The sequence below is a fragment of the Rheinheimera texasensis genome, from assembly GCF_964031785.1.
Lineage (GTDB): Bacteria > Pseudomonadota > Gammaproteobacteria > Enterobacterales > Alteromonadaceae > Pararheinheimera > Pararheinheimera texasensis_A.
In genome coordinates, this window is record NZ_CAXIRE010000022.1 from 266,128 (window position 1) to 280,636 (window position 14,509).

A 14,509-nucleotide genomic window follows, 5' to 3' on the forward strand; every position below is an offset into this window, starting at 1 on the left:
GTGGTCGCTGCGACAAAAGGGATAAGCAGGGGCCGAATTTATCTCAGCGGTGTTGACCCACTTTGGACATCACTTGCTCAAAATGCGCGTCAATCCGGTCCTGCTCACTGTGTCCACCGGCGCCACAGCCAACCACTTTCATACTGTGAATGTCTTTTCGAAGGTCTGCGCCGGGCGTGGCCAGTACACAACCTTTTCCCACCCGTACCAGCTGCGACCCATCGGGCAAGGTTTCCAGCACATCGGCGGCCGGGCCTGTGCCGGGTTTGATGGCTGGTCGGCGGACGGTTGTCTCAGGGTTGGTGAAAGTTTCAGCTTTGGGCGCGGTCAGTGCCGCGAGTTCAGCCGCTGACAGTTCACGTTGTGCCGTTCGCGCCGCGACTGAATGCAGCAGTGTGGCAATATCTGTGGCTGCGGTCGGTGGTGCTGTCGCTGTCGCGGCAGGCGCTGGTTCTGCCGCGACACCTTTGGTGCCGGCGGTTTTGCGCTGTTTGGCTGGTTTGGTGCTTTGGACCGCCACCGTGGTTTTACGCTCCGGCTGCACTGGATGAGCTGGCGGCTGTAGTCTGTCTGGTTTCACCGTATCTGCTTTTACTGTTGCAGTATTGGCTGGTGTTGGCGGCGCCGGTGCTGCTGACTTGCTGACGGCAAACACCGTGATGGGGGCTGGTCTTAGCTGCTTTACTACTGCTTTTGGCTGCTGCAGCAACACCAGTGCTGCGATGGCCAAATGGACCAGCAACGACAGTAAAATCCAGCGATAAAACGAGAAAATCTTGTGTTCTGACAACACCTTGCCTGCCAATCATCGAATACGTCAGCAGCTATGACCGGGCTGTGCTGCTGAGGTTCCGTGCAACGACTGGCCTATTTTAGCTTGGCTGTCCGTTGAGCTGATTTGTCCAACAGGTCGGTCGGACAGGGGCAACAAGACTGGTAGCTGCGGCGGGTCTGTTGTAAGGTAAATGGTGTCATTCAAAGCCGTCACGATTAACCAGGGAGCCGGTTCATTGCGAGCAATGTTATTGATTCTGGCTGTGTTGCTGTCGTTTGTCGCCGGGGCCGCACCTGCGCTTCGGGTGATTTATGGCAGTCCGGCACGTCAGCTGGAGTCGGTTGATCAGCGTTATCAGCTGCAATTGCTCAGGGAGGCCTTGCAGGCGTCCGGTGAGCCCTTTGTACTGCAACCGTCCGGGCAAGACATGGTGCAAAGCCGGGTGTTAAAAGAAATCGCCGCCGGCCAGGTCGATGTGTACTGGAGTATGACGTCCGCCGCACGCGAACAACAACTTCTGCCGGTACGGATCCCGCTGGATAAAGGTCTAAACGGCTGGCGACTGTTGCTGATCCGCCAGGGCGAACAAGCCAGGTTTCAGCACATTCAGGTGTTATCTCAGCTGAAGAAACTCACATTTATTCAGGGGCATGACTGGCCCGATACAACCATTTTGCAGCATAACGGTTTAGCCGTGCTGACCAGTGCCCATCCGCCGCAACTGTTTGACATGCTGCAAAAAAAGCGCGGGGATGCTTTTCCGCGTGCTGTGTTTGAAGCTTATGCTGATGCGTTGCGTCAGCCGGCGCAGTTTGCGGTGGAACCCAAGTTGGTGCTGGTGTACCCGTCCGCGGTGTATTTTTTTGTTAATCGCGACAATCAACGGTTGGCCAGTGCTATAGAGCGTGGTCTGCGCCAGTTGATTGCCAGTGGCCGGTTTGAATTGTTGTTTCAGCAACGTTATGGTGCAGCTATTGCGCTGGCAGGCCTCAGTAAACGCCGTCAGATCCGGCTGGTCAATCCAATGGCACCGCTGGATTTTCCGTTATCCGACAGCAGCTTATGGTTTCAGCCTGTGACGACTTCACCATAGTGCAGTACCGTCTTGTCCGGCGGCGCAATCATGAGTGCCGGCGGCTACGCTGACAACATCGCCGATGAATGTCTGCAGGCTGTCCTGCATCGCGGTTCATGCTATTGTCAGACCATTGCAGCGCGGAACTTTGGCAAACAGAGACGAATTTATTGGATCGGTGGAGGTCATGATGATCAGGCATTTACTCTGGATTGCAGACCCGGCGCCGGTGGTGCAGGTAGCATTACCACAAGGCTGGGACATCACCCAGACAGACCCGGCCGGAGCGCTGCAACTAAAGGAGTCACCGGCGCTGGTGATCACAGATTTGGTGCATTCGCCGCTGGTTGACGACATCGCCAGGCATTTTTCGAATAGTATCCGGGTACTGGCCGTGCCGGATTGTCAGGACGAGCAACTGTTGCCTTATCTGCAGCATTACCACTTGTTTTGTCTGCAGCCGGTGCCGCAAGACAGTATCCCGCGTCAGGTTGATGTCGCTGAAGCTTTGGCGACTCTGGGACTCAGCGAGCGTTGTCGCAATCAGCTATTGGCCTGCTCCCATTTACCCTTGATCCCGCCGATTGTCGGCCAGCTGCAACAACTGCTGCTGGACCCGGATGTGCGCATCGACAAGCTGGCCGAACTGATTGAACAGGACGCTGTGCTCAGTGCGCGCCTGCTGCAACTGGCCAACTCGGCTTATATGGGTTTTAACCAGGATACTTATTCGGTGCAAATGGCCATCAGCCGGCTCGGGCTGAGTTTGCTGTACGGCGTGGTGCTGGCGCTCAGTGTGTCACAGGACAGTGACCAGAGCGGGGGTTTAGCCGGGGTCCGGCTGGCCGGACATTGCCGACAGGTAGCGCAGTGGCTGGCACTGGATCAGACCGCGATGGAGCAGCTGATGCTGGCGGCGCTATTTTATCAGCTGGGACAGGCATTGCTGCGCACTGCGGATGGCGAAGTCGGTGCGCTGACACCAGCACAAGCCGGTGCCTTTATGCTGACCTTGTGGGGTTTTGCTGCGCCGGTGGCGAAGCTGTTGTTGGCGCAACAATCGTTGCAGCAGGCTGTAAAACACCCGGCAGCGCTGGCGCTTTATCTGGCCCGTTCCCGTCAGCCTTTGCGCGTTCCGGAAGCTGGCCTGGAAAAAGTCCTGCTGAAACTGGGGCTGCGCCAACACTGGCCGGCGTCATGAGCGCTGTCTTGGTCCTGACCGAGAAAGAACAGGCCGCACTTTACGCCGATCCCTGGTTTGCCGCGCTTGGTGAGTTACAACAGCAACAATTGCTGGGGCTTGGACGAAAACGCCTGCTGAGCGCCGGTCAACCGCTGTTTTGCCGTGGCGACGCTTTTTGCGGCATCTATGTGTTGTTGGCCGGCCAGTTATTGATTTCGGGTTTACACCAGTCGGGCCGGCAGGCGCTGCTGACCTTGCTGACACCAGGGCAATGGCTCGGTGAGATCGCCTTGTTTGACCAACACCCCCGCACCCATGACGCTGTGGCGTTGCAGGAGACGGTGCTCTGGCATCTGCCGAAAGCTGCGCTGCAGCAGCTGGTCAGCACAGATCCGCAGTGGTGGCAGGCTTTTGGTCAGCTGCTGACCAGTAAATTGCGCCAGGTATTTATCGAACTGGAAGACCGGGCTGTGCTGAGCGCGGGGCAACGGCTGGCCCGCCGGCTCTGTCAGCTCAGTCTGCAGCAGCCTGAAGTGCCGCTGCAGCAGGAACAACTGGGCCAGCTGTTGTCGTTATCCCGCCAGACCACTAATCAGTTGCTGCGCCAGTTGGCGGCACAAGGCCTGATCCAGACGCAATACGGTGGGATCACAGTATTAAACCGGCCGGCGTTATTGAAGCTGGCGCAAGGTTGAGGTGGCTTCAGGCAGCACTGCGATTTGCTGATAACAGGAAACTGTGCTGCAGAATGTCGGGTATCTGACAGAGTTTAACCGCGACTGGATTTAGATTAAACGACAACGCCTCTGACAATAAGGAATAACCATGCGGACTTTGCGTGAACAATTAAGCCAATATGCGCTGTACCATCGCGATCAGCGGAATATTCTGACCCATTTTGCCGGCATTCCGCTGATTGTGATCAGTGTGTTTGGTATGTTGTCGTTCCCGTTGTTTGGGACTGCCATCAGTGCGGCTGTGGTGTTGCTGGTGCTGAGCTGTCTGTATTATTTACTGCTGGATTTGAAATTCGGTGTGCTGATGCTGTTATTCAGCGCTGGCTGTTTTGCCTTGTCGCAGCAGCTGGTGCAGCTTTTTGCTGAACAATGGTTGTGGGGCTCGGTCGCAGTGTTTGCTGTCGGTTGGGTGCTGCAGTTTATCGGTCATTATTTTGAGGGCAAAAAGCCGGCTTTTGTCGACGATCTGATGGGGCTGCTGATCGGGCCTTTGTTTATCGTTGCCGAATGGGTGTTTATTGCGGGTTTTGCCACTGAATTAAAACAACAAATTGAAACCGATGCCGGTCCGGTGCGCCAGGGCAAAGCAGGCTGAAGATCGCTTCAGCCTGCTTTGAATTAAAGTGCTCTGAGCAGGCTGTAATAGAACTGCACGGCTTTAACCAGATTGTCCTGGCTTATCCGTTCGTTATTGCCATGAAAGCCGCCGAGTTCAGTCGATGTCAGTACCATCGGATTAAACCGATAACTGGCGCCGGCGACTTCTTCATAAAAGCGACTGTCCGTCCCACCGATAGTCAGGCCTGACACCACCACCAACGGCGTGCTCTGGGTGCCCGCCGCTGCGTAGGTACTTTGCGCCGCATTGCTGATGTGACTAAAACCCACGCCGTCTTTGGCGGCGACTTTGGATGCCGCCATCCCCTGCAAGACACTGAGTTCAACTCTGGGGTCATTAATCACATTCCTTGCATGCGCCAGAATCGCATCGACACTGTCGCGTGGGTGCAGCCGGAAGTTGACGACGGCGCTGGCCTGTTGCGGCAACACATTGGCTTTAATACTGCCGTTTAACATCGTTGGTGCTGTAGTGGTGCGCAGCATGGCGTTGGCTGTCGGCATTTTGCTCAGTTCATGTTCCAGCAAAGGGCCGAACAACCAGCGGTTGGCCAATAACATACGTTGCAGCCAGGCCATATGCGGGCCAAGCTGGTCATAAAAATCGGCGGTCAGGCCGTCGATGCCGCCCGGCACCTGTTGGTCGGTCAGGCGGGTCAGGGCGCGGGCCAGAATACTGACGGCAGTTTCTGCCGGCGGCATCGAGCTGTGGCCACCCGGACTTTGTACCGTCAGCTGCAGATTCAGAAAACCTTTTTCCGCAACATTGATACTGGCGATGTCGGCTGCCACACCCGGCACCATCTCCCGCAGCACAAAAGAGCCTTCGTCCAGCGACCAGGCCAGTTTCACGTCGCGTTGCTGCAGCAGGGCTGTGACTGCCGCTGCGCCTTCTTTGCTGCCGATCTCTTCATCGTGCGTCAGCGCCAGATACACGTCATGCGGCGGCTGATAACCTTGCTCCAGCAGCAGGCTGATAGCTTCGAGCATTGCGACTGCCGCGCCTTTATCATCCATGGCGCCGCGCCCCCAGACATAACCCCCGGCAATAGCGCCGGAGAACGGGCTTTGCTGCCATAATTTTTCGGTGCCGGGCGTGACCGGCACCACGTCATAGTGCGCTGATAACAGCATGGCGTCCCGCTGGCTGTCTTTGCCTTTCCAGCGGTACAGCAGCGTCAGTTCATTGACCGGCGTCAGCTCCAGCTGTTGCAGCTGCGGATAGGTTTGGCCGACCCACTGCATAAATTCGAGAAAACGACTTTTATTGCGTTTGGCGCTGTTGTCATAGGAAATAGTCTGGAACTGGATAGCTTCGGACAAATGCCGGCTGACCTTTTCAGTATCAACAGCCAGCGTGACCGGTTGAACCGCAGCGACTGGCTCGGGACTAAAACTGACAGTCCGGCCCACGACAATGCCGGTTAATAGCAGCAAAGCGCCAGCGCTGTATTTCAAGATGGTTTTAACCATAAATGTTCCCCACTGTAACTTAGTTAATATCATTGTTATTTTTCTTGTTTTCGCCGCAAATCGCCGATATTTACCTGCAATAGTGGCCTGATTGACTCTAAGGTTTTACTACAGCTCTGACCAGCAGTTTTTGTCAAAATGCCGCTGAACTTTGTCGCGAAAAGGTGGACGTCAGGCACCGCTGTGCTAATTTCAACAGTCAGGAGCTGCCGATTGCCGGCGTCAGGGATTATTGGGTATGACACAGCAACCTCATTGGACTGAACAGCAGACCACAACCACCAGATGGCCGTTGTGGCTCGCCGCTGTGATCCTGTTGTCAGGTATTGCTGCGGTGTTCGCTTATGCCCGCGCGCTGGAGCACGAGAACCATCAGCGCATGCTGCACGCATTAACCGATGCTGCAGAGCAGATAGTGCAACAGAGTAAAGACCGGCTGCAGCGTTATCAGTATGGCCTGCGGGGTGTGCGCGGCCATGTGCTGACCGCGGGCTCTGCACTCAGTGCTGAGACTTTCCGGGCTTATAGTTCAAGCCGGGATATTGCCAGGGAATTTCCTGGTGCCCATGGTTTTGGTTATATCCACCGGGTGAGCCCGGCGCAGCTGCCGCAGTTTTTGCAACAAGCGCGTCAGACCGGGCCGGCTGATTTTAAGTTAACAGTGCTGGCGCCTCATCCGCACGACCATTTTATTATTCAGTATATCGAACCGCTGGCGCGCAATCAGGCGGCCGTAGGTCTTGATATCAGTTCTGAATCCAACCGTTATGCGGCTGCGGTTGCGGCGATGCAAAGTGGCGAGGCCAGGCTGACTGCGCCTGTGACGCTGGTGCAGGCGGGTGGCAAACCGTTACAGGCGTTTCTGATGTTATTGCCGGTTTATCAGGGCTGGGTCACGCCGCAGTCGGTAGCGCAGCGCCAGCAGCTCTTGCAGGGGTTAAGCTACGCACCGCTGATTGCCGGTGAGGTGTTGCATGATTTATTAGTGCAAGGTGAAGGCATTGGGCTGGAAATGCGTGATGTCACCGGCGAGCCCGGTATGTTTTTTCAGTCCGGCTCAGCCAGGTCGCCGTCCAGGGAACAGGGCGACGTTGTGCTGGAAAGCGAAGTATTCGGCCGGCGCTGGCAATGGCATTTTCACGCGGACCAGCAGTTCAGCCAGCAGCTGGGCTTGCCGTCCGTGCAGCAGCAGTCTGCTATCGGACTGCTGCTGACACTGTTGCTGGCGCTGACTGCCAGTATGGGCATGCGGATTTATTTGTCGCGTCAGCAGTTTAATGAACATAAAAGCCGGCTGGCCGCCATAGTGCGCAGTTCCGGTGACGCCATCATCAGTCAGGATTTACAAGGCGTCGTCACCAGCTGGAACCAGGGCGCAGAACAGATGTTTGGTTACAGTGCGGCAGATGCTGTGGGTCTGCCGTTGGCCAAACTGATTATTCCGCCGGAACTGAAATCACAGGAAGAGCAAATCCTGCAGCAAATCCGTCGTGGCGACAGTGTGAAGCAATTTGTCACACAGCGCCGGCATCAAGGTGGGGGCATGTTGGACGTGCTGGTCAATGTGTCGCCGGTCTACGATGACAAAGGCCGTATCATCGCTGCCGCCAAAACACTCAGGGATATTGGTGAACTGGTCGCCAGCCGGCGCCAGCTCGATCAGGCGCTGCGTCAGCATCAAACCTTGCTGGCAACGATCAACGCCCAGTTTTTATATGTCGAAACCGACCCGTCCGGTCGGATCCTCGATGTCAATGCCGTGTTCTGTCAGAGCCTTGGCTACAGTCGGGCTGAGTTACTGGGACAGACGCATCAGCAGGTCAACTCCGGCGTACATCCGGCGGTGTTCTGGCAGCAGCTCTGGGGGCAAATCAGTCAGCAACAGGCCTGGCGCGGGGAGATTTGCAATCGTCATCAAAATGGCAGCCTGCGCTGGTACGACACAGTGATTATGCCGCTGCTGAACGCCACAGGGCGCACCGAACGTTACATTGCATTATCCAGCGACATCACCGACCGTAAACAAGCCGAATCGCACCGTGCCGAACTGCACCAACTGATTGATACCGTGCTGCGGGCCGCTTCAGAAGTGGCCATTATCAGCCTCGACAAACATGGCGTGGTGCAGCTGTTTAACCGTGGCGCCGAGCTGATGCTGGGTTATCAGGCGGTGGAAATGGCCGGGCAGGCGCAGCTGACCGCGTTGTTAAGCAGCAGCGAGTTTGTCAGTCGTAGCCGTGAGATGGGGCTGCCCGGTGAAACGCAGGCCGATTTACTGACGCATCTGGCACAAACCGGTGCGCCGGAGACCTGGCGCAGCCAACTGACCTGTCAGGATGGCAGCCAGTTGCCGGTGTTGCTGACTTTAACTGCGATCCGCGATACCAGTTGCGAACTGCTGGGTTATCTGCTGATTGCGCTGGATTTCAGCGAGCAGCTGCAATCCGAGCTGGACTTAACCATGTTGCGCGACCAGCTCAGTATTGCTGCAGAAGTTGCGCATATGGGCGTCTGGACCTGGCAGCCGGAAAATAACGAATTATGGTGGAATGGCCGGATGTTTGATATTTACCGGCAAGACCCGGTGCTGGCACAGTCCGGCCTGCGTTATCAGCATTGGCGGGAGCGGGTGCATCCGGAGGATTTGCTGGCAACAGAAGCTGCGTTGCAGAAGGCTCTGGCCGGGACCGGCCAATATGAGCCAATCTTTCGTATCGTCACCCCGGACCGCGGTGTGCGTTACATTCAGGGCGCGGCCACTGTCGAACGCAAAACTGACGGCACGCCCTGGCGTATGACCGGGATAAATATCGATATCACTGAGCAGCGTGAACTGGAGATGCAATTACGTCAGGCTAAAGAACAGGCCGACAGCGCCAATCAGGCCAAGTCGCAGTTCCTGGCGAATATGAGCCATGAGATCCGCACGCCGCTTAATGCGGTGCTTGGCATGTTACAGCTGCTGCAACAAACTCCACTCAGTGATTTGCAGACTGACTATGTCGGCAAAACCCAAATAGCCGCCACCGCGCTGCTGGGCCTGCTCAACAATATCCTCGATTTCTCGAAAATTGATGCCGGCCGGCTGGAGCTGGATCCAGCCCCGTTGGAACTGGCCGGTTTTTTCCACGATGTCGCTGTGTTGCTGGGCGCAACCCATCAGAATCCACATGTGGAACTGCTGTTTGATTTGGCGCCGGATTTACCGGCCAGCATTGTGGCCGACCGTCTGCGGCTGCAACAGGTGCTGGTGAATTTGGCCGGCAATGCGCTGAAGTTTACCCAGCAGGGTTATGTCCGGCTTTGTGTCAGCCGGCAAACGGCAGCGCCAGGTAAAGCGCTGTTGCTGTTCCGGGTCGAAGACAGCGGCATTGGTATTTCGGCGGAGCAGCAGCAACGGTTGTTTAATGCTTTCACTCAGGCGGAAACCTCGATCAGCCGCCGCTTTGGCGGCACCGGCCTTGGCCTGGTGATTTGTCAGCGTCTGCTGGCATTAATGGCGGCCAAGCTGCAACTGGACAGCACGCCGGGGCAAGGCAGCTGTTTTAGCTTTAGCGTCGAATTTCCGCTGGTCGCCGAGCAGGCGCCGGACTTACTGCCACAGCCGTTGAAAGTACTGGTGGCGGATGATCAGCCACTGGTCCGCCAAAGTCTGACCGCCAGTTTGCAGCAGCTTGGTTGTGCTGTGACCGCAGTCGAAGATGGTGAAGCTGCGGTACAAGCGGTGCGACAGGCGGCTGATGCTGACAATCCGTTCCAGCTGGTGTTGCTGGACTGGCGGATGCCGGTGCTGGATGGGCTTGCCGCTGCGCAGCAAATGTTGCAGCAAAATCAGGGCCGCGCTTTGGCGAACGCTGTGCCGATGCCGATGCTGATGATGGTCACTGCCTTTGAGAGCGAAGTGCTGCAGCAGCTGGCGCGCCAGCAAGACCAGCCGATCCGCGACGTACTGATCAAACCTGTCACACCACAGCAACTGGCCAGCCGCATCCAGCAAGCGTTGCAGCCGGCCACTGCCAGAGTGCAGACGCAGGTGATCATGCCGGATAAACCCCTGACTGGTTTGTCTTTGCTGGTGGTTGAAGACAACGCGCTGAACCGGGAAGTTGCCGAGCAGTTGTTGTTGTCGGCCGGAGCCCGTGTCACGCTGGCGGTCGATGGTTTTATTGCGGTAGCACTGGTACAACAGCAATATTTTGATTTGGTACTGATGGATTTGCAGATGCCGGGTATGGATGGACTGACGGCAACCAAACAAATCCGGCAACTTTATACGGCGGCGCAGTTGCCAGTAGTGGCAATGACGGCGAACGCAACAGCCGATGACCAGATCGCCTGTAAAACGGCCGGCATGAATGCGCATATTGCCAAACCGATTGATTTAAAAACGTTGTGCCCGCAATTGCTGGCGTTATGTGGCCGGGAAATGCCGGTGCCGCAGGCGGAAGTGCCACAGATGGACAGCCTCGGTCAAAGCGGCAGCCCGGCACCTGCCAGTGCCGGTTTATTGCAGCCATTGCCGCAGTTATTGTCACGCTTTGGTAGTAACAGTCAGCTGTTATATCAGGCCTGGCAACGCCTGCCACAGGAATGGCATCAGCAAAGTGAGATGTACACAGCGGCTGCTGATAATAACGCCCGCCGTGCTGTACTCCATACCTTGCAGGGGGTGGTCGCAACGCTTGGTGCTGTGCAACTGGCGCAGGCATTGCGGGTGGCAGGGCAACAGCTACAGCAGGGTTTACCGGCGGATATTCAGGCGTTACAACCGCTGCTGGAGCAAAGTCTGCAGCAATTCAGCCAAAGCTGGGCCGAGTTTTCGGCGCAGCAACCGGCGCTGGCCGCACTGAACCCCGGGGCGTTGGCGCAGTCTGAACAGCCAGGGCAGGCTGAACTGTTGCAGCAGCTGGAGCTCGCTTTGCAACAACAACATTTATCAGCATTGGATTTGACCGCCCGTTTACTGGCGGCAGATAAACGTTATCAACAACTTAGCGCGCAGGTCGAGCAACTGGATTTTTGCGCTGCGCTGAACACGCTCAGACAATTGGCAAGGAAGGTAATTTGATGTCGCACTATACCCAGTGGTATGCCACACCCGGCGCGCAGCCGCGTCTATTGCTGGTGGACGATCACCAGCTGAATATCCGGGTGATGTATGAGATTTTCCGGCATGAATTTGATGTGTTTATTGCGCTCAATGGAGAGCAGGCACTGGAAAAATGCGCTGAACTGCATCCGGACCTGATCTTGCTGGATGTAGTGATGCCGCGGCTGGACGGGTATGAAGTCTGCCGTCGCTTAAAAGCCGATCCGGAACTGGCAGATATTCCGGTGATTTTTATTACCTCGCACTTTGATGAAGCCGATGAAGTGCGCGGTTTTGAACTGGGCGCTGTTGATTTTATTCACAAACCGGTGAATCCGATCATCACCAAAGCCCGGGTGAAAACTCAGTTACAGCTGAAACAACAAACCGATTTATTAAGAGCCATTTCGCAGATAGACGGCCTGACCGGTATCGCCAACCGCCGGCGTTTTGACCAGCAACTGGAGCTGGAGTGGCGCAATTGCTGCCGCGCTGCTGAGCCTTTGTCGCTGCTGATGCTGGATATCGATTATTTTAAACAATACAACGACGAATTTGGTCATCTGGCCGGCGATGAATGTCTGCGCCGGGTCGCCATGGCGATGCAGCAGGCGATTGGCCGGCCTTATGATTTACTGGCACGTTTTGGCGGTGAGGAATTTGCCGTGTTATTACCGCGCACCAACAGTCATGGCGCGCAATTTCTGGCACAGAATATCTTACTGAAAATCCAGCATCTGGCCTTGCCGCACCCATATTCGCCGGGCGGCATCGTCACGCTCAGTGCCGGGCTTGCGACTGTGGTGCCACAGGAACACACTCAGGCCCGCCAGTTGCTGCAACGCGCTGATGAAATGCTGTACAAAGCCAAACAACAAGGCCGCAACCGGCTGTTGGTGGACGAAAGCCTGATCTGATTTGTCTTAATACTGTCATATTGCCTGCATAGACTGCGAAGATAATTCGGAGAAGTTTATGCAGCGTCGTCCCGCTTTAGTTGCCAGTCTGGCAACTGTTTTTATTTTCGCCATCATCCTGCTGGTGGCTTTTTATCTCGGGCTCAGTAATCAAAAAACCAGTGAAATCAAAGCCAGAACTGTAGCGCAGCAAGTCAGTAATGCGCTGGAAATTATGGCGGCGGACCGGGTGCGGGCGCTGGATGATTTAGTCGGGCACTGGCCGGTTGCGGCCGCCAACGAAATTGACTGGTTTAATGTCCGCGCTGTGACGCTGGCGAAGATGCTGCCAGGCCTGCGCGATCTGGCATTGCTGGATCAACAAGGGCGGGTGATGTGGTCGATTGACCCGCTGTGGCGCAAACAACTGCTGCAACAACATTTACCGACCTTACTCGGCGCGCCGCTGCTGGACAAAAGTGCTGTGCTGCATCCGCCGCAGCAACCGCAGAGCCTGGTGGTCAGCCGCGCTATCAGTATGCAGGGCAAACCGCATGGTTATGTTGCGGCTTTTTTTGATATCACCACCATTATCGGGGTCTATACCAGCGAGCTGGAAGCGGGCGGGCTGAGCTTTCGGATGCAGGATGGCGCACGGGTGTTGCTGCAAAGCGGCAGTTTTGCCGCCTCGGCGCCGCAAGTGACGCAGCCCTTAGTCTTTGCTGGCCGGCAATGGCATTTTACCGTGCAGAGTCAGACCGATATCTGGCAAAGCGCCTGGTGGATAGCCGGGCTTGGTTTTGTTATTTCCTGTGGCATCGGTGTGTTGTTGTATCGCCAGTTTGCCAAAGAGGCGCAGGTGCGGCGGTTTCAGCAGTTATATCAGTCGGCGGCCGATGCGTCGCTCGATGCGATGTTATTGTGGTCGCGTCAGGCGGATGCTGCCGCGGGTGATTTTTTGCTGCAACAGAGTAATAAGGTCGCAGCCCAGCTGTGTGATGCTGCCCTGTTGTTGCCGGGGCAATCGCTGGCGCTGCTTTGCCAGCAGCTGGATGCGGAATGGTTATTACGCCGTTGCCTGAAAGTGGACCAGACGGGGCAGCCTTATGAAGCAGTGCTGGCGCAGCCGTCCACGCTGATTCATGCGCGCTGGCTGCGCTTGCAGGTAGTGAAATCGGCACAGGGTCTGGCCATGACTTTTCGCGACGTCAGCCGGGAGCAGGCGCTGCAACAACAAATCCGCTATCAGGCCGAACATGACCAGCTCACCGGTTTATTAAACCGCTACGCCTTTGAACAACGCCTTGCCGGCCTGCTGCAACAACCGCAGGCTGGCGCTTTGTGTTACATCGACATGGACCAGTTTAAGCAAATTAATGACAGTTGTGGTCATCTGGCCGGCGATGAGCTGTTGCGCCGGGTCGCCAGCCTGCTCAGCACAGATTTAACCGACGCTGATGTGCTGGCGCGGGTGGGTGGTGACGAGTTTTGTCTGGTGTTAACTGGTCGCGATCTGACGGCCGTCAGCCAGCATTTGCAGCAGTTATTGCGTCAAATCGGCGTTTTTCGCTTTGACTGGCAACAGCAGATTTTTACCATAGGCGCCAGTATCGGTGTGGTGGCGCTGGATGGTTATCAGGGCAGCCTGACTGATTTGATCAAAGCCGCTGACAGTGGCTGTTATCTGGCCAAACATCAGGGCCGCAACCGCTATTTTATTGTCGATACTGATGGACCAGAACTGAATCATCTGGCACAGCAGCGCCAGCTTTTATCGCTGCTGCACAAAGCGCTGGATGAAGATTTGTTTGAACTCTATGCCCAGCCGATAGTCCCGCTGTCGGTGGCAGGGCAGGGATCACAGCTGGAGGTGCTGCTGCGGCTGCGCGACAGCGACGGCCAGATGGTCAGTCCGGCGTTGTTTATTCCGCTGGCAGAACAGCAGGGCCTGATGGGTTTGATTGACCGCCGGGTGATCCGCCGCGTGCTGCAACAGCTGGCACAAAGCCCGTTGCAGCTGGAGTTGCTGGATAAAATCGCCATCAATCTGTCCGGGCCGTCGCTCAGTGACCCTGAGTTGCTGCCCTATATTCAGCAGCAGCTAGGGCTATACCGTATTCCGGCTGGCAAAATCTGCTTTGAAATCACCGAAACGGCGGCCATCACGAACATGGCTGCCGCCAAACGTTTTATCGACAGTCTGCGCCAGATTGGCTGCAAATTTGCGCTGGATGATTTTGGCGTCGGCATGTCGTCTTTTGCATATCTGAAACACCTGCCGGTGGATTACCTGAAAATTGATGGCTCTTTTGTTAAAGCTATGACGCAAAATGCCACTGATGCGGTGATGGTGCGTGCGATGGCCGATATCGCCCGCAGCCTGCAAATTCAGACCATTGCTGAATTTGTGCCGGATGAAGCCACATGTGTGCTGCTGCGCAGTATCGGCGTGCATTATGGTCAGGGTTATGGTTTGGGCATTCCGGCGCCCTGGGCTGATTTTTTCAAACGCTGACGATGACAAAACCTGCCGGCAGACAGCGCTAAATCTACGATGTTGAGAGCTGTCCGGTGACGGATCAGGACCAATAAAAAAGGTGACGTCGGCAGACGTCACCATTCAGGCCCCAAAAATTCGGCAAGGACCAAGGACAAGGATACAC

Annotated in this window: 9 protein-coding genes; 7 read left to right on the forward strand and 2 right to left on the reverse strand. The window is 56.0% G+C overall.

Annotated features, from left to right (window positions below; translation table 11 throughout):
• Positions 1-43: 43 nt before the first annotated feature.
• Positions 44-790 (reverse strand): hypothetical protein, encoded by a 747-nt coding sequence (locus tag ABNT34_RS17985; protein ID WP_348734109.1) that lies wholly within the window; start codon positions 788-790, stop codon positions 44-46.
• A gap of 229 nt (positions 791-1,019) precedes the next feature.
• On the opposite strand from ABNT34_RS17985, the gene ABNT34_RS17990 reads away from it, so the two are divergent.
• The 4 genes from ABNT34_RS17990 (at position 1,020) to ABNT34_RS18005 (ending at position 4,365) form a co-directional block, all read left to right on the forward strand.
• On the forward strand, positions 1,020-1,868 hold the full coding sequence (locus ABNT34_RS17990) for a hypothetical protein (protein WP_348734111.1): 849 nt from the start codon (positions 1,020-1,022) through the stop codon (positions 1,866-1,868).
• Between the two features lie 172 nt (positions 1,869-2,040).
• Positions 2,041-3,051 carry an HDOD domain-containing protein gene (locus tag ABNT34_RS17995; protein WP_348734112.1) on the forward strand — a complete coding sequence of 337 codons (1,011 nt, stop codon included), beginning with the start codon at positions 2,041-2,043 and terminating at the stop codon, positions 3,049-3,051.
• Positions 3,048-3,728 (forward strand): Crp/Fnr family transcriptional regulator, encoded by a 681-nt coding sequence (locus tag ABNT34_RS18000; RefSeq protein ID WP_348734114.1) that lies wholly within the window; start codon positions 3,048-3,050, stop codon positions 3,726-3,728. The genes ABNT34_RS17995 and ABNT34_RS18000 overlap by 4 nt, the downstream gene beginning before the upstream one ends.
• Before the next feature lie 130 nt (positions 3,729-3,858).
• Positions 3,859-4,365: an Mpo1-like protein gene (locus ABNT34_RS18005; RefSeq protein WP_348734116.1), complete on the forward strand. Its 507-nt coding sequence runs from the start codon at positions 3,859-3,861 to the stop codon at positions 4,363-4,365.
• Positions 4,366-4,388: 23 nt separating this feature from the next.
• Here the strand turns inward: ABNT34_RS18005 and ABNT34_RS18010 are convergent, their stop codons facing one another.
• The gene (locus ABNT34_RS18010) at positions 4,389-5,861 is read right to left on the reverse strand and encodes a M20 family peptidase (RefSeq protein ID WP_348734118.1); all 1,473 of its coding nucleotides are present in this window, start codon (positions 5,859-5,861) and stop codon (positions 4,389-4,391) included.
• A gap of 238 nt (positions 5,862-6,099) precedes the next feature.
• On the opposite strand from ABNT34_RS18010, the gene ABNT34_RS18015 reads away from it, so the two are divergent.
• The 3 genes from ABNT34_RS18015 to ABNT34_RS18025 are packed head-to-tail and all read left to right on the forward strand — an operon-like array spanning position 6,100 to position 14,361.
• Positions 6,100-10,929: a PAS domain S-box protein gene (locus ABNT34_RS18015; RefSeq protein ID WP_348734119.1), complete on the forward strand. Its 4,830-nt coding sequence runs from the start codon at positions 6,100-6,102 to the stop codon at positions 10,927-10,929.
• Positions 10,929-11,867, forward strand: coding sequence for a diguanylate cyclase (locus tag ABNT34_RS18020; protein ID WP_348734121.1), 939 nt, complete (start codon positions 10,929-10,931; stop codon positions 11,865-11,867). The genes ABNT34_RS18015 and ABNT34_RS18020 overlap by 1 nt, the downstream gene beginning before the upstream one ends.
• 58 nt (positions 11,868-11,925) lie before the next feature.
• Positions 11,926-14,361, forward strand: coding sequence for an EAL domain-containing protein (locus ABNT34_RS18025; protein WP_348734123.1), 2,436 nt, complete (start codon positions 11,926-11,928; stop codon positions 14,359-14,361).
• The last annotated feature ends 148 nt before the right edge of the window (positions 14,362-14,509 follow it).

What these genes read in the sequence shown, in the direction of transcription:
- ABNT34_RS18000 (WP_348734114.1), top strand. Translation starts at nt 3,048, where the DNA reads ATGAGCGCTGTCTTGGTCCTGACCGAGAAAGAACAGGCCGCACTTTAC.
- ABNT34_RS18010 (WP_348734118.1), bottom strand. Translation starts at nt 5,861, where the DNA reads ATGGTTAAAACCATCTTGAAATACAGCGCTGGCGCTTTGCTGCTATTA.
- ABNT34_RS18025 (WP_348734123.1), top strand. Translation starts at nt 11,926, where the DNA reads ATGCAGCGTCGTCCCGCTTTAGTTGCCAGTCTGGCAACTGTTTTTATT.
- ABNT34_RS18005 (WP_348734116.1), top strand. Translation starts at nt 3,859, where the DNA reads ATGCGGACTTTGCGTGAACAATTAAGCCAATATGCGCTGTACCATCGC.
- ABNT34_RS17990 (WP_348734111.1), top strand. Translation starts at nt 1,020, where the DNA reads ATGTTATTGATTCTGGCTGTGTTGCTGTCGTTTGTCGCCGGGGCCGCA.
- ABNT34_RS18015 (WP_348734119.1), top strand. Translation starts at nt 6,100, where the DNA reads ATGACACAGCAACCTCATTGGACTGAACAGCAGACCACAACCACCAGA.
- ABNT34_RS18020 (WP_348734121.1), top strand. Translation starts at nt 10,929, where the DNA reads ATGTCGCACTATACCCAGTGGTATGCCACACCCGGCGCGCAGCCGCGT.
- ABNT34_RS17995 (WP_348734112.1), top strand. Translation starts at nt 2,041, where the DNA reads ATGATCAGGCATTTACTCTGGATTGCAGACCCGGCGCCGGTGGTGCAG.